Source organism: Streptomyces capparidis (genome assembly GCF_054782095.1).
Map to the genome: position 1 here is coordinate 1 of NZ_BAAGTD010000024.1, position 19,388 is coordinate 19,388.

Annotated in this window: 14 protein-coding genes and 1 riboswitch; of the genes, 13 read left to right on the forward strand and 1 reads right to left on the reverse strand. The window is 76.5% G+C overall.

Features of this window, described 5'->3' with window-relative positions; translation table 11 throughout:
- Positions 1-101: 101 nt before the first annotated feature.
- On the reverse strand, positions 102-749 hold the full coding sequence (locus ACYVO2_RS19935) for a class II aldolase/adducin family protein (RefSeq protein ID WP_461009251.1): 648 nt from the start codon (positions 747-749) through the stop codon (positions 102-104).
- Between the two features lie 398 nt (positions 750-1,147).
- Here ACYVO2_RS19935 and ACYVO2_RS19940 point away from each other — a divergent pair, with 398 nt between their 5' ends.
- The 13 genes from ACYVO2_RS19940 to cobC all read left to right on the forward strand — a co-directional run bounded on the left by ACYVO2_RS19940 (position 1,148) and on the right by cobC (position 19,376).
- Positions 1,148-2,392, forward strand: a complete 1,245-nt coding sequence (locus ACYVO2_RS19940) for an inorganic phosphate transporter (protein ID WP_461009252.1) — start codon at positions 1,148-1,150, stop codon at positions 2,390-2,392.
- A 52-nt stretch (positions 2,393-2,444) separates the two neighbouring features.
- Entirely contained in the window at positions 2,445-2,663 is a 219-nt protein-coding gene (locus tag ACYVO2_RS19945; RefSeq protein ID WP_461009253.1) for a hypothetical protein, read from the forward strand.
- A gap of 202 nt (positions 2,664-2,865) precedes the next feature.
- Positions 2,866-2,990, forward strand: a riboswitch (cobalamin riboswitch).
- 167 nt (positions 2,991-3,157) lie between these two features.
- Positions 3,158-4,153, forward strand: coding sequence for a cobalamin biosynthesis protein (locus ACYVO2_RS19950; protein WP_461009348.1), 996 nt, complete (start codon positions 3,158-3,160; stop codon positions 4,151-4,153).
- The gene (locus ACYVO2_RS19955) at positions 4,150-5,649 is read left to right on the forward strand and encodes a cobyric acid synthase (protein WP_461009254.1); all 1,500 of its coding nucleotides are present in this window, start codon (positions 4,150-4,152) and stop codon (positions 5,647-5,649) included. The genes ACYVO2_RS19950 and ACYVO2_RS19955 overlap by 4 nt, the downstream gene beginning before the upstream one ends.
- A 142-nt stretch (positions 5,650-5,791) precedes the next feature.
- Positions 5,792-9,445: a cobaltochelatase subunit CobN gene (gene cobN, locus ACYVO2_RS19960; protein ID WP_461009255.1), complete on the forward strand. Its 3,654-nt coding sequence runs from the start codon at positions 5,792-5,794 to the stop codon at positions 9,443-9,445.
- 61 nt (positions 9,446-9,506) lie between these two features.
- Positions 9,507-11,561, forward strand: a complete 2,055-nt coding sequence (locus ACYVO2_RS19965; RefSeq protein WP_461009256.1) for a putative cobaltochelatase — start codon at positions 9,507-9,509, stop codon at positions 11,559-11,561.
- Positions 11,561-12,157: a cob(I)yrinic acid a,c-diamide adenosyltransferase gene (gene cobO / locus ACYVO2_RS19970; protein ID WP_461009257.1), complete on the forward strand. Its 597-nt coding sequence runs from the start codon at positions 11,561-11,563 to the stop codon at positions 12,155-12,157. The genes ACYVO2_RS19965 and cobO overlap by 1 nt, the downstream gene beginning before the upstream one ends.
- Entirely contained in the window at positions 12,151-13,695 is a 1,545-nt protein-coding gene (locus ACYVO2_RS19975) for a cobyrinate a,c-diamide synthase (protein ID WP_461009258.1), read from the forward strand. The genes cobO and ACYVO2_RS19975 overlap by 7 nt, the downstream gene beginning before the upstream one ends.
- Complete coding sequence (gene cobI / locus ACYVO2_RS19980) at positions 13,692-14,435, forward strand: precorrin-2 C(20)-methyltransferase (RefSeq protein WP_461009259.1); 744 nt, start codon at positions 13,692-13,694, stop codon at positions 14,433-14,435. The genes ACYVO2_RS19975 and cobI overlap by 4 nt, the downstream gene beginning before the upstream one ends.
- On the forward strand, positions 14,432-15,235 hold the full coding sequence (gene cobM / locus ACYVO2_RS19985; RefSeq protein WP_461009260.1) for a precorrin-4 C(11)-methyltransferase: 804 nt from the start codon (positions 14,432-14,434) through the stop codon (positions 15,233-15,235). Before cobI ends, cobM begins: the two co-directional genes overlap by 4 nt.
- A gap of 112 nt (positions 15,236-15,347) precedes the next feature.
- Entirely contained in the window at positions 15,348-17,357 is a 2,010-nt protein-coding gene (gene cobJ / locus ACYVO2_RS19990; RefSeq protein WP_461009261.1) for a precorrin-3B C(17)-methyltransferase, read from the forward strand.
- Positions 17,354-18,286 carry a sirohydrochlorin chelatase gene (locus ACYVO2_RS19995; RefSeq protein WP_461009262.1) on the forward strand — a complete coding sequence of 311 codons (933 nt, stop codon included), beginning with the start codon at positions 17,354-17,356 and terminating at the stop codon, positions 18,284-18,286. Before cobJ ends, ACYVO2_RS19995 begins: the two co-directional genes overlap by 4 nt.
- Entirely contained in the window at positions 18,270-19,376 is a 1,107-nt protein-coding gene (gene cobC, locus ACYVO2_RS20000; protein ID WP_461009263.1) for an Rv2231c family pyridoxal phosphate-dependent protein CobC, read from the forward strand. Before ACYVO2_RS19995 ends, cobC begins: the two co-directional genes overlap by 17 nt.
- Positions 19,377-19,388: the final 12 nt, after the last annotated feature.

A 19,388-nucleotide genomic window follows, 5' to 3' on the forward strand; every position in this document is an offset into this window, starting at 1 on the left:
CCGCCGCCAGGGCGGCGCGGCGGTGCCGGGCGGCGGGGTCGGCGCGGGAGGGGCGGGCCCGGCGGCCGGGCGGCCGGGCCGCGGCGAGGGTGCGGACGATGTCAGCGGGGTTGGCCGTAGCCGCGCAGTTTCTCCACCACATGCTCGATCTCGTACCCGGGAAGCAGCGCGGGACTGCCCGCCGCACGGGCGGTGAGCCACACCTGGCACATCCATTCGAGCTGCTGCGCGCGGTCGTAGGCAGAGGCCAGGTCGTCGCCGTGGGTGAGGGTGCCGTGGTTCTTCAGCAGGCAGCCGGTGCGGTCGCGCAGGGCGTCGAGCATGTGCGCGGCCAGCTCCGGGGTGCCGTAGGTGGCGTAGGCGGCCACCCGGACGGGGCCGCCGAGCGCCGCCGCCATGTAGTGGATGGTCGGCAGCTCGTCCACCAGCGTGGAGGCGGCGGTGGCGTACACGGAGTGGGTGTGCACCACGGCGCGGGCCGGCGTCTCCCGGTAGACCGCGAGGTGCATGGGAAGCTCGCTGGTGGGGCGCGCGGTGCCGTGCACCGGGGCGCCGTCGAGGTCCACCGCGACCAGGTGGCCGGGGCCGAGTTCGTGGTAGCGCACCCCGGTGGGGGTGACGACGACCAGGTCGCCCACGCGTGCGGAGACGTTGCCCGAGGTGCCGACGACCAGCCCGTCCTCGGTCATCCGCCGCGCCGTCGCGGTGACCTGCTCCCAGGCGCGCATGAGATCCGCGTTCACTGCCATGCGGCGACCTTACGGGCGGCGGGGCGGCGGGCGGGAGAGGGTGCGGGGCGGGGGCGGCCGGTGTGCGGGTGGTGTCCCCGGGCGGGGCGTGGGGGGGGCGTGTTCTCGGTTGAGCGTTCCCGGGCAGGGGGCGTTTCCCGGCGGAGTGCGCTGGGAGCGCACATCCCTGGCGCGCGGGGTCGGTGACGATACGGCGCGCAGGGCGCGCACGGCGCGTCGTCAGCTCCCCGATGCGACACCCGAGAAAAGTGACACATGTCACATATACGGGCGCACAACCCCGAGGAATCCGGGCCGCGGAGGCGGCGCACCGCCACGCCAATCCGCGTTCACCTTCCGTTCATCCGAATTCCGTACGGTCGCCACGCCACCGACCCTCTCGAAGATTGCCTGGGTGCATGGAACACATCACGCTTCTCATCGGGATCGTGATCATTACGGCCCTCGTGTTCGACTTCACGAACGGCTTCCACGACACGGCCAACGCGATGGCGACCACCATCTCCACCGGGGCGATGAAGCCCAAGGCCGCGGTGGCCATGTCCGCGGTGCTCAACCTCGTCGGAGCGTTCCTGTCGGTGGAGGTCGCCAAGACCATCTCCGGCGGCATCATCGACGAAGCGGCAGGCGTCCAACCGGAAGTGATCTTCGCCGGTCTGGTCGGAGCGATCGTGTGGAACCTGCTCACCTGGCTCGCCGGGCTGCCGTCCAGCTCCTCCCACGCCCTGTTCGGCGGCCTGATCGGCGCCACGGTCGTCTCGGTCGGCCTCGACGGCGTCAACGGCGACAAGGTGATGATGAAGGTCCTCATCCCCGCCGTCGCCGCGCCGATCGTGGCCGGCTGCGCCGCGGCCCTCGCCACCCGCCTCACCTACCGCCTCGGCCGCGGCCTGGACGAGAAGGCGTCGTCCAAGGGCTACCGCGCCGGGCAGATCACCTCCGCCGCGCTGGTCTCCCTGGCCCACGGCACCAACGACGCCCAGAAGACCATGGGTGTGATCACCCTGGCGCTGATCAGCGGCGGCGCGCTGGGCGCCGACGCCGACCCGCCGCTGTGGGTCATCGTCTCCGCCGGCCTGGCCATCTCGCTCGGCACCTACCTCGGCGGCTGGCGCATCATCCGCACCATGGGCAAGGGCCTGACCGACATCGAGCCGCCGCAGGGCTTCGCCGCCCAGACCGGCGCCGCCGCGGTCATCCTCAGCTCCTCCCACATCGGGTTCGCGCTGTCCACCACCCAGGTCTGCTCCGGCGCGGTGCTCGGCTCCGGCGTCGGCCGCAAGGGCGCCCCGGTGCGCTGGGGCGTGGCGGGCCGCATGGCCACCGCCTGGCTGCTGACCCTCCCGGCCGCGGGCTCGGTCGCCGCGGCCGCCGCCCTCCTCGCCGACCAGGGCGACGCCGGGGTCGCCGCCGTGGCCGTGCTCGGCATCCTGGCCTGCTCCGCGATCTGGCTGGCCTCGCGCCGCAAGCCGGTGCACGCGGACAACGTCAACGAGGTGGACGAGCCCGCCGCCGTGGACGAGGTCACCGTGGTGCCGGTCGTCCCGGGCACGGACACCGCCCCGGCCGCTCCCGCGCCGATGGCCGCGTCCGTCCCCGCCCCCGCCGCCGAGCCCGCGCCCGCCGCGGCCCCCACCGCCTGACCCCTCGCCCGGCCTCCCCCCTGACGGCCTCCCCCCTTCCTGGAGTCTTCCCGTGCACATCGACTGGGCCGCCCTCGGCGCGGTGTTCGGCGTCAGCGTCGTCGTCACCGTCGGCCTCGTGGGCCTGTTCACCCTGGGCATCATCGGCATGTCCCGGCAGGCGACCGCCACCGGCGGCGCCTCCGGCGCGGTGGCGCGCACCGGCGCGTACACCTGCTTCGCGCTGTGCGCCGCGGCCGTGGCCTACGGCATCCACCTGATCGTCTCCTGACGTCCCGGCAGGCCCCGGGGATGGCCGGCCGCCCCCCTGCGCGGGCTTGCGGCCAAGCCCTTCACGGGCCCGGGAATTGACCGCACTCGGGGTGCGTCGGCGCTGCTCACGGCGCTGACGCACCCCGCTCTCGCGTCACGGGGCGGAGTTGACGGCCTCTCCCGCCACGTGGTGGTATCGGAGCCGCCATGCGGCGGCAGGAGAGGAAGCCGGTGAGAATCCGGCGCGGTCCCGCCACTGTCACCGGGGAGCGTCCCTCCACCCGAGGTCACGGTCGGAAACGGCTGGAAGACCGGAGGGAGCGTCGATCCGGGAGCCAGGAGACTCTCACCGCCGGTCACGTCGAACCAGGGCGCGGACCCTGAGTGAGGACATCTGCCATGCCCGGCTCCAGCCGACCACCCGCACCGCCCGCCCCCGCACGAGGCCACCGCCCGACGGGCTGACCAGTGGGCCCCTCCTCCTCGACCGCCTCCGCGTCGTTCACGCTCGGGGTGGCGCTCGGTTACGCCGGTGACCTGCTGCTCGGCGACCCCCGACGGGGGCACCCGGTGGCCGCGTTCGGCCGGGCCGCGGGCGCGCTCGAACACCGCCTGTGGCGCGACCACCGCGCCGCGGGCGCCGTCCACACCGCCGTGTGCGCCGGCGGGGTCGACGCGGGCGCCGCGGCGCTGGCCCGCGCGGCGCGCGGCCGGGCGCTGCCCTCCGCCGCGCTGACCGCCGCCGCGACCTGGACCGTGCTCGGCGGGACCTCGCTGGCCCGGGAGGCCCGCGCCGTCGCCGCCGCGCTGGACGCCGGGGACCTGGCCGCGGCGCGGGAGCGGTTGCCGCACCTGTGCGGACGCGACCCCATGGCCCTGGACGCCGACGGGATCGCCCGCGCCGTGGTGGAGTCCGTCGCGGAGAACACCTCCGACGCCGTGGTGGGCGCGCTGGTGTGGGGGGCGCTCGCGGGCGTGCCGGGGCTGCTGGGCTTCCGCGCGGTGAACACGCTGGACGCGATGGTCGGCCACCGCTCCCCCCGCCACCTGCGGTTCGGCTGGGCCGCCGCCCGCCTGGACGACGCGGTGGGCTGGCCGGGCGCCCGGCTCACCGCAGCGCTCACGGTGCTGGCCGCCCCCGACCGGCGCGGCGCGCTGCGGGCGTGGCGGCGGGACGGGCACCGCCACCCAAGCCCCAACGCGGGGCGGGCCGAGGCCGCGTTCGCCGGGGCGCTCGGGGTGCGGCTCGGCGGGACGCTGTCCTACGGCGGGCGGGTGGAGCACCGGCCGGTGCTGGGCGCCGAGGGGCGGCCGGTCGCGGTGGCGGACGTCGAGCGCGCGGTGCGTCTGTCGGCGCGCGTGGGGGCGCTCGCGCTCGGCGCGGCGGTGGCCGGGCACTGCGCCCGGCGCGCGGTGGTGCGCGCCGTGGTGCGGCGGGCGGCGGGACGCGAGGGAGCGGCGGGCACGGGGTCGGGATCGGTATCGGGATCGGGGAGGCGGACGCGGTGACGGGTGGCGGACTGCTGGTGGCCGGGACGGCCTCCGACGCGGGCAAGAGCGTGGTCACCGCGGGGATCTGCCGGTGGCTGGTGCGCAAGGGGGTGAAGGTCGCCCCGTTCAAGGCGCAGAACATGTCGCTGAACTCCTTCGTCACCCGCGAGGGCGCCGAGATCGGCCGCGCGCAGGCCATGCAGGCGCAGGCCGCGCGCGTCGAGCCGACCGCCGCGATGAACCCCGTGCTGCTCAAGCCGGGCGGCGACCGCAGCAGCCAGGTGGTGCTGCTCGGCCGCCCGGTCGGCGAGCTGAGCGCCCGCGGCTACCACGACGGGCGGCAGCGCGAGCTGTTCGGCACCGTCCTGGAGTGCCTGGAGGGGCTGCGGCGGGAGTACGACGCGGTGATCTGCGAGGGCGCGGGCAGCCCCGCCGAGATCAACCTGCGGCGCACCGACATCGTCAACATGGGCCTGGCCACGGCGGCGGGCCTGCCGGTGGTGCTGGTCGGGGACATCGACCGGGGCGGGGTGTTCGCGTCGCTGTACGGCACGGTGGCGCTGCTGTCCGGGACCGACCAGCGGCACCTGGCGGGGTTCGTGGTCAACAAGTTCCGCGGCGACGTGACGCTGCTCGAGCCGGGCCTGGAGAGCCTGCGGCGGCTGACCGGCCGCCCGGTGCTCGGGGTGCTGCCGATGGTGCCCGGGCTCGGCATCGACGAGGAGGACGGCCTCGGCCTCGCCCGGCGCTCCGGGGCGGCCGCCGCTCCCCCGCACGGCCGCGAGACGCTGCGGGTGGCGGTCGCGGCGGTGCCGCTGCTGTCGAACTTCACCGACGTGGACGCGCTGGCCGCCGAGCCCGGGGTGCTGGTGCGCTTCGTGGAGCGGCCCGAGGAGCTCGCCGACGCCGACCTGGTGGTGCTGCCGGGCACGCGCGGCACCGTCCGGGCGCTGCGCTGGCTGCGGGAGCGCGGCTTCGCCGAGGCGCTGGCCCGCCGGGCCGCCGAGGGCCGCCCCGTGCTGGGGGTGTGCGGCGGCTACCAACTGCTCGGCGCGAGCATCGAGGACGACGTGGAGTCCCGCGCGGGCGCGGTGGACGGGCTCGGGCTGCTGCCGGTGCGCACCGTCTTCGCGCCGGACAAGACCCTGGCCCGGCCGACCGGGCGGGCGCTGGACGAGACCGTGCACGGCTACGAGATCCACCACGGGGTGGTGGAGGTGCTCGGCGGCGAGCCGTTCCTCGACGGCTGCCGGGTGGGCGCGGTGTGGGGCACGACCTGGCACGGGGCGCTGGAGAACGACGGGTTCCGCAGGGCGTTCCTGCGCCGGGTGGCGGCCGACGCCGGGCGGGCGTTCGAGCCCGCGCCGGACACCCGGTTCGGGGAGCTGCGCGAGGAGCAGCTCGACCGCCTGGGCGACCTGGTGGAGGAGCACGCCGACACCGGCGCGCTGCTGCGGCTGATCGAGGACGGCGTGCCGGAGGGCCTGCCGTTCGTTCCGCCGGGGGCGCCGTGAGCGGGGGCGCCGTGAGCGGGGGCGCCGCCGGGAGGGCCGCCGGGCGTGCGGGAGCCGCTCCCGCACCGACCGCCCGGGATGCACACATCATCGGATATTCGCAGGATTCGCCTCGCGGCGGAGCTATGAACCAGGAGGGCGCGTGACCACCGTTCTGCTGCTGTCCACCGCCGACACGGACCTGCTGGCCGCCCGGGCGTCCGGCGCCGGGTACCGGATCGGCAACCCCGCGCGCGTCGACGTCGCGGACGACCTGCCCGGCCTGCTCGACGGCGCCGACGTCGCCGTGGTGCGGCTGCTCGGCGGGAAGCGCGCCTGGGAGGACGGCCTCGCCGCCGTGCGCGCCTCCGGGGTGCCCGCGGTGCTGCTCGGCGGCGAGGCCGTGCCGGACGCGGAGCTGATGGCCGAGTCCACCGTCCCGGCGGGCGTGGTCGCCGAGGCGCTGCGCTACCTGGTCGAGGGCGGCCCGGGGAACCTGGCCGAACTGGCCCGCTTCCTCTCCGACACCGTGCTGCTGACCGGTGAGGGCTTCGCGCCGCCGCGCCCCATGCCCGTCTTCGGGGTGCACGGCGACCGGGCCGCCAAGCCGGAGCGCCCCACCGTGGGCGTGCTGTTCTACCGGGCGCACGAGCTGTCGGGGAACACCACGTTCGTGGACGTGCTGTGCGACGCCGTCGAGGAGCGCGGCGGCAACGCCCTGCCGGTGTACTGCGGCTCCCTGCGCGGCGCCGACCCCGGCCTGTACGAGCTGCTGGGGCGCTGCGACGCGATCGTAACCACGGTGCTGGCGGCGGGCGGCACCGTCGCGGCCGACGCCTCGGCGGGCGGCGCCGACGAGGCCTGGGACGTCGGGGCGCTCGCCGGGCTCGACGTGCCGGTGATCCAGGGCCTGTGCCTGACGACGAGCCGGGCCGCTTGGGAGGGCTCCGACGCCGCGCTGTCCCCGATGGACGCGGCCATGCAGGTGGCGATCCCGGAGTTCGACGGGCGGCTGATCTCCGTCCCGTTCTCCTTCAAGGAGCACGGCGACGACGACATCCCCGTGTACACCGCCGACCCCGAGCGGGCGGCGCGGGTGGCCGGGATCGCGGTGCGGCACGCGGCGCTGCGCCACCGGCCCAACGCGGACAAGCGGCTCGCCGTCGTCTTCACCGCCTACCCCACCAAGCACTCCCGGGTCGGCAACGCCGTCGGCCTGGACACCCCGGCGTCCGCGGTGCGGCTGCTGAACGCGCTGCGGGACGCGGGCTACCGGGTCGGCGAGGTGCCGCAGAGCGGTGACGAGCTGATCCACCGGCTCATCGCCGCGGGCGGTCACGACGTGGAGTGGCTCACCGAGGAGCAGTTGCGCGCGGCTCCGGCGCGGGTGCCGCTGGCGGACTACCGGCGGTGGTTCGAGGCGCTGCCGGAGGAGCTGCGCGAGGGCGTCGTGGAGCACTGGGGCGAGCCGCCGGGGTCGCTGTACGTCGACGGCGACGAGATCGTGCTGGCGTCGCTGCGGTTCGGCAACGTCGTCCTGATGATCCAGCCGCCGCGGGGCTTCGGCGAGAACCCGATCGCGATCTACCACGACCCGGACATGCCGCCGTCGCACCACTACCTGGCCGCCTACCGGTGGCTGGACCACTCCTTCGGCGCCGACGCGATCGTCCACCTGGGCAAGCACGGCACGATGGAGTGGCTGCCCGGCAAGGGGCTCGGCCTGTCGGCGTCGTGCGCCCCGGACGCGGTGCTCGGGGACCTGCCGCTGGTGTACCCGTTCATCGTCAACGACCCCGGCGAGGGCACCCAGGCCAAGCGGCGCGGGCACGCCACGGTGGTGGACCACCTGGTGCCGCCGATGGCGCGCGCCGACACCTACGGCGACCTGGCCAGACTCGAACAACTGCTGGACGAGTACGCGCTGGTCAGCGATCTGGACCCGGCCAAGGCCCCGGCGGTGCGGGCCCAGATCTGGACGCTGGTGAAGGCCGCGGAGCTGCACCACGACCTGCATGTGGACGAGCAGCCGGACGACGAGGCGTTCGACGAGTTCGTCATGCACATCGACGGCTACCTGTGCGAGATCAAGGACGTGCAGATCCGCGACGGCCTGCACGTCCTCGGCGGCGGGCCGGTCGGCGAGGCGCGGGTGAACCTGGTGCTGGCCGTGCTGCGCTCCGCTCAGGTGTGGGGCGGCCGGGCGGACGCCCTGCCCGGGCTGCGGGCGGCGCTGGCGTCCTCGTTCGGCCTGGTGGAGAAGGAGCTGCTGGCCGCCCCGGGGGCGGCGCTGGAGGTGCCGCGGGAGCTGACCGCGCTGGCGGACGGACCGGCGAGGACCGCCTCGGACGCCGTGGACCTGCTGGAGGCGCTGTGCCGCGGTCTTGCCGAGGGCATGGAGGCGGCGGGCTGGGCGCCCTCCGCCGCGCCCGGGCTGGTCGAGCGGGTGCTGGGCGGGCGCGAGGTGCCGGACGCGGTGGCGGTGCTGCGGTTCGCGGCCGAGGAGGTGGTGCCGCGGCTGGCGCGCACCACGGACGAGATCGACCACGTGCTGCGGGCGCTGCGCGGCGGCTACGTCCCGGCGGGCCCGTCCGGGTCGCCGACGCGCGGCCTGGTGAACGTGCTGCCGACGGGGCGCAACTTCTACTCGGTGGACCCCAAGGCGATCCCGTCGCGCCTGTCCTGGGAGGTCGGGCAGGCGCTCGCCGACTCCCTGGTGGCCAGGTACCTGCGGGACACCGGCGAGCACCCGAGGTCCGTCGGCCTGACCGTGTGGGGCACCTCGTGCATGCGCACACAGGGCGACGACATCGCCGAGATCCTGGCGCTGCTGGGCTGCCGCCCGGTGTGGGACGACGCCTCGCGGCGGGTGACGGGCTTCGAGATCGTGCCGCTCGAGGAGCTGGGGCGGCCCAGGATCGACGTGACCGTGCGCATCTCCGGCTTCTTCCGCGACGCCTTCCCGCACGTGGTGGCGCTGGTGGACGACGCGGTGCGGGCCGTCGCCGACCTCGACGAGCCCGCCGACCGCAACTTCGTGCGGGCGCACGTGGAGCAGGACACGGCGGAGCACGGCGACCGGCGCCGCGCCACGGCCCGCGTCTTCGGCTCCAAGCCGGGCGCGTACGGCGCGGGCCTGCTGCCCCTGATCGACGCGCGGAACTGGCGCTCGGACGCCGACCTGGCCGAGGTGTACGCGGTGTGGGGCGGCTACGCGTACGGGCGGGGCCTGGACGGGCGCGCGGCGCGGGGCGACATGGAGACGGCGTTCCGGCGCATCCAGGTGGCCGCGAAGAACGTGGACACCAGGGAGCACGACATCGCGGACGCCGACGACTACTTCCAGTACCACGGCGGGATGGTCGCCATGGTGCGGCACCTGACGGGCGCCAACCCGGAGGCGTACGTCGGGGACAGCGCGACCCCGGACCAGGTCAGGACGCGGACGCTGGGCGAGGAGACGCACCGGGTGTTCCGGGCGCGGGTGGTGAACCCGCGGTGGATGGCGGCGATGCGGCGCCACGGCTACAAGGGGGCCTTCGAAATGGCCGCCACCGTGGACTACCTGTTCGGCTACGACGCCACCGCCGGGGTCGTGGACGACTGGATGTACGAGCGGCTCGCCGCCGAGTACGTCTTCGACGCGGACAACCAGGACTTCATGCGGAAGTCCAACCCGTGGGCGCTGCGCGGCATCACCGAGCGCCTGCTCGAGGCCGCCGACCGGCAACTGTGGGCGGAGCCGGACCAGGAGACCCTGGAGCGGCTCCGGGAGATCTACCTGGAGCTCGAAGGCGATCTGGAGGGCGACGAGTGACCCCCGTCCGCCCGGTCCGCGCCGCCGTGTCCCGCCGTGCCCGCAACCCCGAGGAGGCCGTGTGAGCACCCCCTACCCCTTCACCGCGATCGTCGGCATGGACGACCTGCGGCTGGCGCTGCTGCTCAACGCCGTCTCCCCGGCGGTCGGCGGCGTGCTGGTGCGCGGGGAGAAGGGCACCGCCAAGTCGACGGCGGTGCGGGCGCTGGCCGCGCTGCTGCCCGAGGTGGACGTGGTGCCCGGCTGCCGCTTCTCCTGCGACCCGGCCGCGCCCGACCCGGGATGCCCCGACGGGCCGCACGAGGCCGGCCCCGGGGCGGCGCGGCCCGCGCGGATGGTGGAGCTGCCCGTCGGCGCGTCGGAGGACCGGCTGGTGGGTGCCCTGGACATCGAGCGGGCGCTCGCGGAGGGCGTGAAGGCGTTCGAGCCGGGGCTGCTGGCGGCGGCGCACCGGGGCGTGCTGTACGTCGACGAGGTCAACCTGCTCCACGACCACCTGGTGGACCTCCTGCTGGACGCCGCCGCCATGGGCGCCTCCTACGTGGAGCGCGAGGGCGTGTCCGTCCGGCACGCCGCCCGCTTTCTCCTGGTGGGGACGATGAACCCGGAGGAGGGGGAGCTGCGGCCCCAGTTGCTCGACCGGTTCGGGCTGACCGTGGAGGTCGCGGCCTCCCGGGACACCGAGGAGCGGGTGGAGGTGGTGCGGCGGCGGCTCGCGTACGACGCGGACCCAGCCGCCTTCGCCGCCCGGTGGGACGGTGCGGAGCGGGCGCTGCGCGAGCGGATCGCGGCGGCGCGGGCGCTGCTGCCGTCGGTGCGGCTCGGGGACCGGGCGCTGCGGCAGATCGCGGCGACCTGCGCGGCCTTCGAGGTGGACGGGTTGCGCGCCGACATCGTGATGGCCCGCACCGCGACCGCGCTCGCCGCGTGGGCGGGGCGGACGGACGTCACCGCGGAGGACGTGCGGCAGGCGGCGCTGCTGGCGCTGCCCCACCGCCGCCGCCGCAACCCGTTCGACGCGCCCGGCCTGGACGAGGACAAGCTCGACCAGACCCTGGAGCAGCACGGCGGCGAGGACGAGGACGACGGCCCCGACCCGGACGGGCCCGGCGGCGGTGGCGGGCGCCCGCCGCGGGACGACGACGGCGGGGGTGACGACGGCCGGGACGACGACGGCGGGGGTGACGACGGCCGGGGCGGCGAGGGCGGCGACGGCGGACCCGGGATCGCCCCGCCCCGGGGCTCCGCGGAGAACGAGGAGCCCGGCGAGGGCCGCGGCGGCTCGGGCGAGCAGCAGCCCGCCAGGGCGGCGGAGCCGTTCCGGGCGCGGGCGCTGACGGTGCCCGGGGTGGGCGAGGGCGCCGCGGGCCGGCGGTCGCGGGCCCGCACCGCGCACGGCAGGACGACCGGCGCCCGGCGCCCCCACGGCCCGCTGACGAAGCTGCACCTGGCGGCGACCGTGCGGGCGGCCGCCCCGCACCAGCGGGCGCGCGGCCGCGGCGGGCCCGGCCTGGTGGTGCGGCGGGACGACCTGCGGGAGGCCGTCCGGGAGGGACGGGAGTCGAACCTCGTCCTGTTCCTGGTGGACGCCTCCGGCTCCATGGCGGCCCGGCAGCGGATGGGCGCCGTCAAGGGCGCGGTGCTGTCGCTGCTGCTCGACGCCTACCAGCGGCGGGACAAGGTCGGTCTGATCACCTTCCGGGGCTCGGGCGCCGAGGTGGCGCTGCCGCCGACGTCGTCGGTGGAGGCGGGCGCGGCGCGCCTGGAGCGACTGCCCACCGGGGGCCGCACCCCACTGGCCGCCGGGCTGCTCAGGGCCCGGGAGGTGCTGCGGGTGGAGCGGCTGCGCGACCCCAGCCGCCGCCCACTGCTGGTCGTGGTGACGGACGGGCGGGCCACGGGCGGGGTGGAGCCCGCGGCCGCGGCGGCGCGCTGCGCGGGGCTGCTGGCCGCCGAGCGGGTGGCGTCCGTGGTGGTGGACTGCGAGTCGGGGCCGGTGCGGCTCGGGCTCGCCGGAGCGCTCGCCGACCGGCTGGGCGGGGTGGCGGTCCGGCTCGAGGAGTTGCGCGCGGAGAGCGTCTCCGCGCTGGTGCATGAGATACGGAGGGCCGCGTAATGCCGCAGGGGAAGCCGGCCGTCGTTCCCAACGACGGCCTGACGACACGCCAGCGCCGCAACCGTCCGCTGCTGGTGGTGCACACCGGCCCGGGCAAGGGCAAGTCCACGGCCGCGTTCGGCCTCGCGCTGCGCGCCTGGAACCAGGGGTGGCCGATCGGGGTGTTCCAGTTCGTCAAGTCCGCCAAGTGGCGGGTCGGCGAGGAGCGCGCGCTGCGGGTGCTGGGCGCCAGCGGAGAGGGCGGCACGGTCGTCTGGCACAAGATGGGCGAGGGCTGGTCGTGGGTGCAGCGCGACATCGCCGACAGCCAGGAGGCGGCCGTCGAGGGCTGGGAGCAGGTCAAGCGGGACCTGGCGGCCGAGACGTACCAACTGTACGTGCTGGACGAGTTCGTGTACCCGATGCGCTGGGGCTGGGTGTCCACCGAGGAGGTCGTCGCGGTGCTGCGGGAGCGCCCCGGCAGCCAGCATGTGGTGATCACCGGTCGGGAGGCCCCGGCCGAGCTGCTGGACGCCGCCGACCTGGTCACCGAGATGGCCAAGGTCAAGCACCCGATGGACGCGGGGCAGAAGGGGCAGAAGGGCATCGAATGGTGACCTCCTCCCCCGGCGCCGTGCCGCGCCTGGTCATCGCCGCGCCCGCCAGCGGAAGCGGCAAGACCACCGTGGCCACCGGTCTGATGGCGGCCTTCGCCGAGCGGGGCCTCGCGGTGTCCGGGCACAAGGTGGGGCCGGACTACATCGACCCGGGCTACCACGCGCTGGCCGTCTCCCGCGGCCCCGGCCGGGCCGGCGCCGGGTCCGGGGGGCGGCCCGGCCGCAACCTGGACGCCTACCTGTGCGGGCCGGAGCGGATGGCGCCGCTGTTCCTGCACGGCGCGGCGGGCGCGGACGTGGCCGTGGTCGAGGGGGTGATGGGCCTGTTCGACGGCGCGGCGGGCCACGGCGAGCTGGCGTCCACGGCGCAGGTCGCCAAGCTGCTGCGCGCCCCGGTGGTGCTGGTGGTGGACGCCTCCTCGCAGTCCCGCTCGGTGGCGGCGCTGGTGCACGGCTTCGCCTCCTGGGATCCGGGGGTGCGGCTGGGCGGGGTGGTGCTGAACCAGGTGGCCTCCGACCGCCACGAGGAACTGCTGCGCGAGGCGCTGGACTGCGCGGGCGTGCCCGTGCTCGGCGCGCTGCGCCGGGAGCGGGCGGTGCACGCCCCGAGCCGCCATCTGGGCCTGGTCCCGGTGGCGGAGCGGCGCGCCGACGCCGTGGAGGCGGTGCGCCGGCTGGCCGAGCGGGTCAGGGCCGGGTGCGACCTGGAGGCGCTGCTGGCCCTGGCGCGCAGCGCGCCCCCGCTGCCGGACGCCCCGTGGGACCCGGTGGCCGAGGTGCGCGGGGCCGCCGGGGCGGGGGCCGCCGCCGCCGAGGGCGGCCCGGCGGCGCGGGCGGCGGAGGGTCCGGCGCGGGGCGGCCCGGTCGGCGAGGGGCCGCGGATCGCGGTGGCGTCCGGGGCCGCGTTCACCTTCTCCTACGCCGAGCACGAGGAGCTGCTGCGGGCGGCGGGCGCCGAGGTGGTGCCCTTCGACCCGCTGCGCGACGAGTCGCTGCCCGAGGGGACCGCCGGCCTGGTGGTCGGCGGGGGCTTCCCCGAGGTGTACGGGCCGGAGCTGTCGGAGAACGCGGCGCTGCGCTCGGCCGTGGCGGGACTCGCCGCCTCGGGGGCGCCCGTGGCCGCCGAGTGTGCCGGGCTGCTGTACCTGGCGCGCTCCCTGGACGGGCGCCCGATGTGCGGGGTGCTGGACGCGGAGGCGCGGATGTCGGAGCGGCTGACGCTGGGGTACCGGGAGGCGGTGGCCGTGGGCGACAGCGCCCTGGCGGCGGCCGGCACGCGGGTGCGCGGGCACGAGTTCCACCGCACGGTGTGCGAGCCGGGCCGGGGCGGGTCGCCGGCGTGGGGTGTGGTGCGCCCGGAGCGCCGCGCCGAGGGCTTCGTCCACGCGGGTGTGCACGCCTCCTATCTGCATGTGCACTGGGCCGCCGCCCCGTCGATGGCGCGGCGCCTGGTGGAGCGGGCCCGCGGGGCCAGGACACGGCCGGAGCCGGTGGGGTCCGGGCGCGGAGCCGGACAGAAGGGCAGGGCCGGCCGATGAGCCGTCTGGTGGGTGTCGGGGTGGGCCCCGGCGATCCCGAGCTGGTGACCGTCAAGGGTGTGCGCGCGCTGCGCGACGCGGATGTCGTGGTGGTGCCCGTGATGGCGCCTCCTCCGGGGGAGAGCGTCGGGGAGCCCGGCCGCGCCGAGGCGACCGTGCTGCACTACGTGGACGCCGCGCGGGTCGTCCGCGTGGTGTTCGCGCTGAACGAGCGCGAGGACCGGGCGCGCCGCGAGGCGGCCTGGGACGCGGCGGGCGAGCGGGTGGCCGGCCTGCTGCGGGAGCACGGCACGGTGGCGTTCGCCACGATCGGCGACCCCAACGTGTACTCCACCTTCACGTATCTGGCGCAGACCGTGGCGGCGCTCGTCCCCGGCCTGGCGGTGGAGACGGTGCCGGGCGTCACCGCGATGCAGGATCTGGCCGCGCGCAGCGGCGCGGTGCTGACCGAGGGCACCGAGCCGCTGACCCTGGTGCCGGTGACGGCGGGCCTGTCCGTGCTGCGGACGGCGCTCGCCGGCCCCGGCACCGTGGTGGCCTACAAGTTCGGGCGCCTGGCCGGGGAGGTGGCGGCCGCGCTGCGCGAGACGGGCCGCACCGAGGGGTCCGTGTGGGGTGCCTCGCTGGGGCTGCCGGAGCAGTCCATCCGCCCGGCCGAGGAGCTCGCCGAGGGGCCGCTGCCCTACCTGTCCACGCTCATCGCTCCCGCTCGACGTGACTTCCGCGGAGGAAAATTGTGAACATCGGCAGGGTCACCTTCGTCGGGGCCGGGCCGGGCGCGCCCGACCTGCTGACCTTCCGCGCCGCCCGGGTGATCGGGGAGGCCGACGTCGTGGTGTGGGCCGCCAGCCTGGTGCGCCCGGAGGTGCTGGAGCACGCCCGGGCGGACGCCGAGGTCGTGGACTCCTCCGCGCTGTCCATGGAGGACGTGCTGGTGATCTACGAGCGCGCCGCGCGGGAGGGGCTTCGGGTGGCGAGGATCCACTCCGGCGACCCTGCCCTGTGGGGCGCGGTGCAGGAGCAGCTCGACCGCTGCCGCGAGCTGGGCCTGGAGACGGAGATCGTGCCGGGCGTCTCCTCCTTCTCCGCCGTCGCCGCTGTCGCCCAGCGGGAGCTGACCATCCCGGAGGTGGCGCAGTCGGTCGTGCTGACCCGGCTCGGCGGGGGCAAGACCCCGATGCCCGAGGGCGAGAGCGTGCGGGAGTTCGCCCGGCACGGGGCCACCATGGCCGTGTTCCTGTCCGCGGCCCGGTCCGGGCAGCTCGCGGACGAGCTGCTCGAGGGCGGCTACCGCGAGGACACCCCGGTCGTCGTCGCCCACCAGGTCACCTGGCCGGAGGAGCTGGTGGTGCGCTGCACCGTGGGGACGCTGGAGGAGACCGTGAAGCGGCACCGGCTGTGGAAGCACACGCTCTTCCTCGTCGGGCCCGCGCTCGGCGCGACCGGGACCCGCTCCCACCTCTACCACCCCGGGCACTTCCACGGTTTCCGGCGGGCCGACCCTCGGGCGCGGCGCGCCCTGCGCGAGAACGGTGCCTAGCGCGGTGCCGCCCGCGTCGCCCTGCGGTGGGGCCCCCTCCCCCGCCACCGCCCCTGCCAGCCCTGTCGTCACCGGCCCTGACGTCGCCGGACCGCCCACGAGGAGCCTCAGCGTGATCGGCCTCATAGCAGCCACCGCGGCGGGAGCCGCCGCCCGCGACCGTCTGGCCGCCGCGTGGCCGGCGGAGGCCCGCGTCTACACCGGACCGGTGCGGGAGGCCGTGGCCCGTGCTTTCGCCGAATGCGACGGGCTGGTGTGCTTCCTGGCGACGGGCGCCACGGTGCGGCTGCTCGCCCCGCTGCTCGGCGGCAAGGCGGCGGACCCTGGCGTGGTGTGCGTCGACGAGGCGCAGCAGTACGCGGTGTCCCTGCTGGGCGGCCACGCGGGCGGCGCCAACGAGCTGGCCGAGCGCGTGGCGCAGGTGCTTGGCTGCCGTCCGGTGGTGACCACGGCCACGGACGCGGTGGGCGTGCCCGGCCTCGACACGCTCGGCCTGCCGGTGGAGGGCGCGGTCGCGGCCGTCTCGCGGGCCGTGCTGGACGGCGCCCCCGTCGTCCTGGAGGCGGACGCGGTCTGGCCGCTTCCGGCCCTGCCGCCGCATGTGCGTCCCGCGCGGGACCTGCCGCCCGTCGAGGCGGACGGTGACGCGGTGGACGGCGTGGTCGAGTCGAGTCGTCATGATTCCCCCCGTGGTGATTCCCACCCCGATGATCTGCGTGTGCATCACGCTTCGTCACCAGCCATAGCCACAGGGTCACAGGATGTGCAAGACTTGGTCGCGGACAGTGACGAGCGGGCCGTGGCGAGCGGCGGCGAGGGGGGTGGTGTGCGCGTGGCCAGGCTGCTGGTGACCGACCGTGCGGTGCCGCTGGACGGGCGCACCGCGGTGCTGCGGCCGCCCTCGCTCGTGGTGGGGGTGGGGGCCAGCAGGGGCGTGCCCACGGAGGAGGTGCTCGACCTGATCGGGCACACGCTCGCCGACGCGGGTCTGTCCCCCGCGTCCGTGGCGGCGCTGGCGTCGGTGGACGCCAAGGCGGACGAGGCGGGCCTGGTCGAGGCGGCCGAGCGGCTGGGGGTGCCCCTGGTGACGTTCCCCGCGGAGGCGCTCGCTCGGGTGGCCGTGCCCAATCCCTCGGCGGCGCCGCTGTCGGCCGTCGGCACGCCGAGCGTGGCGGAGGCCGCCGCCCTGCTCGCGGCGGAGGGCGGTGCGCCGCAGAACGAGGAGCCCGGGCCGGAGGGGGACGCGGCCGCGCCCGCCCGGCGGCCCGGGTCCGCGCTGGTCGTGCCCAAGCGCAAGTCGTCGCCCTCCGGCCGGCCCGCGATGTGCACCGTCGCCGTGGCCCGCCGCCGCCCCCGCGGGCGCCTGGCCGTCGTGGGGCTCGGCCCCGGCGCCCGCGACCTGCTCACTCCCCGGGCGCGCGAGGAGCTGCGCCGCGCCTCCGTGGTGGTCGGCCTCGACCAGTACGTCGACCAGATCCGGGACCTGCTGCGCCCCGGCACCCGGATCCTGGAGAGCGGCCTCGGCGCGGAGGAGGCCCGGGCCCGCGCCGCCGTCGCGGAGGCCCGCGCGGGGCACGCCGTCGCCCTGATCGGCAGCGGCGACGCCGGGGTGTACGCCATGGCCTCCCCCGCGCTCGCCGAGGCGGGCGCCGACATCGACGTCGTCGGTGTCCCCGGGGTCACCGCCGCGCTGGCCGCGGGCGCGCTCCTCGGCGCGCCGCTCGGCCACGACCACGTCGCGATCAGCCTGTCCGACCTCCACACCCCGTGGGAGGTGATCGAGCGCCGGGTGCGCGCGGCCGCCGAGGCCGACCTGGTGGTGACGTTCTACAATCCGCGCAGCCGGGGCCGCGACTGGCAGTTGCCCAAGGCCCTGGCGCTCCTCGCGGGTCACCGGCCCGGCACCACCCCCGTCGGGATCGTGCGCGCCGCGTCCCGGCCCGGCCAGTGGCACACCGTCACCACCCTGGCCGAGATCGACCCGGCGGCGGTGGACATGATGACCGTGGTGATCGTCGGCAACTCCGCCACCCGGACCGTCGCCGGCCGCATGGTCACCCCGCGGGGCTACCGATGGCAGCACCCGGCCCCGTCCGCACCCAGCAAGGAGACCCAGCAGTGACCCTGCCCACCCCGTCCACCCAGCCCGCTCTGCTGCTCGTCGGACACGGCACGCGTGACGAGGCCGGGGCCGACGACTTCCGGGCGTTCGTCGCCCAGCTCGCCGAGCGGCACCCCGGCATCCCGGTGGGCGGCGGCTTCATCGAGCTGTCCCCGCCGCCGCTGGCGGACGCCGTGGCCGGTCTCGTGGAGCGCGGGGTGCGGAGCTTCGCGGCCGTGCCTCTGGTCCTGGTCTCGGCCGGGCACGCCAAGGGTGACATCCCGGCCGCGCTGGCCCGCGAGGAGCAGCGCCACCCCGGCACCGCCTACGCCTACGGCCGCCCCCTCGGCCCGCACCCCGCGCTGCTGACGGTGCTCGAACGCCGCATCGACGCCGTCCTGGGCGAGCGCCGCTCCCCGGCGGACCGGGCGGACACCACGGTGCTGCTGGTCGGCCGCGGCTCGACCGACCCGGACGCCAACGCCGAGGTGCACAAGGTGGCCCGGCTGCTGTGGGAGGGCCGGGGGCTCGCGGGAGTGGAGACGGCCTTCGTGTCGCTGGCCGCGCCGGACGTCCCGGCCGGTCTGGAGCGCTGCCGCAGGCTGGGCGCCAAGCGGATCGTCGTCCTGCCCTACTTCCTGTTCACCGGGGTGCTGCCGGACCGGGTCGTCGCGCAGGCGGAGGGCTGGGCCGACGCCCACCCGGAGCTGGACGTGCGCTGCGCGGACGTGCTCGGCGCCACGGAGGAGCTGGCCGACCTGGTGATGGAGCGCTACCACGAGGCGCTCAGGGGCGACCTGCGCATGAACTGCGACAGTTGCGTCTACCGGGTCAAGATGCCCGGATTCGAGGACCGGGTCGGCGTGCCGCAGCAGCCCCACCACCACCCGGACGACCCGGCGGACGGCCACCACCATCACCACGGCCACCACCATGCGCACACCCACTGAGCCGGCGCGCACCATGCCTCCGCGGCCGGGCGGAGGCAACGACGAGGAGGTGGACCTGCGCCACCACGGCGACGCGGAGGTCCGGACCGGCCTGGTGGACCTGGCCGTCAACGTGCGGTGGGGCACCCCGCCGCCGTGGCTGAAGCGGCGTCTGGCGGCGTCGCTGGAGCACCTGGCCGCCTATCCGGACGGGCGGGCGGCCCGGCGGGCGGTGGCCGCCCGGCACGGCCTCGCGGACGCCGAGGTGCTGCTGACGGCGGGTGCCGCCGAGTCGTTCGTCCTGCTCGCCCGGGCGCTGCGGCCGCGTCTCGCGGTGGTGGTGCACCCCCAGTTCACCGAGCCGGAGGCGGCGCTGCGGGACGCGGGGCACCCGGTGCGGCGGGTGCTGCTCGCCGCGCGCGACGGCTTCCGGCTGACACGGGCGGCCCGGGACGCCGTGCCCGAGGAGGCCGACCTGGTGGTGGTCGGCAACCCCACCAACCCCACCTCGGTGCTGCACCCCGCCGAGGAGATCGCCGCCCTGGCCAGGCCCGGCCGGGTCCTGGTGGTGGACGAGGCGTTCATGGACGCGGTGCCCGGCGAGGCCGGGTCGCTGGCCGGGCGCCGGGACGTCCCCGGCCTGGTGGTGCTGCGCAGCCTGACCAAGACGTGGGGCCTGGCGGGGCTGCGGGTCGGCTACCTCCTCGCGGACGCGGAGACGGTCGCCCGGCTGGAGCGCGCCCAGCCGCTGTGGCCGGTGTCCGCGCCCGGGCTCGCCGCGGTGGAGGCCTGCTGCTCCCCCGCGGCCCTGGCCGAGGCGGAGCAGGCGGCGCGGCGGCTGACGGTGGACCGGGCTCATCTGCTCGATCTGCTGGGCCGGTTGCCCGGGGTGAGCGTGGCCGGGGCGCCGGCGGCCTCCTTCGTGCTGGTGCGGGTGGAGGGGGGTGCGCGGGCACGGGAGCGGCTGCGGGAGCGGGGCTTCGCGGTGCGCAGGGGGGACACCTTCCCCGGTCTCGGCGGCGACTGGCTGCGGATCGCGGTGCGGGACCGGGCGACCAGCGACCGCTTCACGGCGGCGCTCGCGGACGTGCTGGCGCGGCGCGAGGGCTGAGGCGCCGGGGCC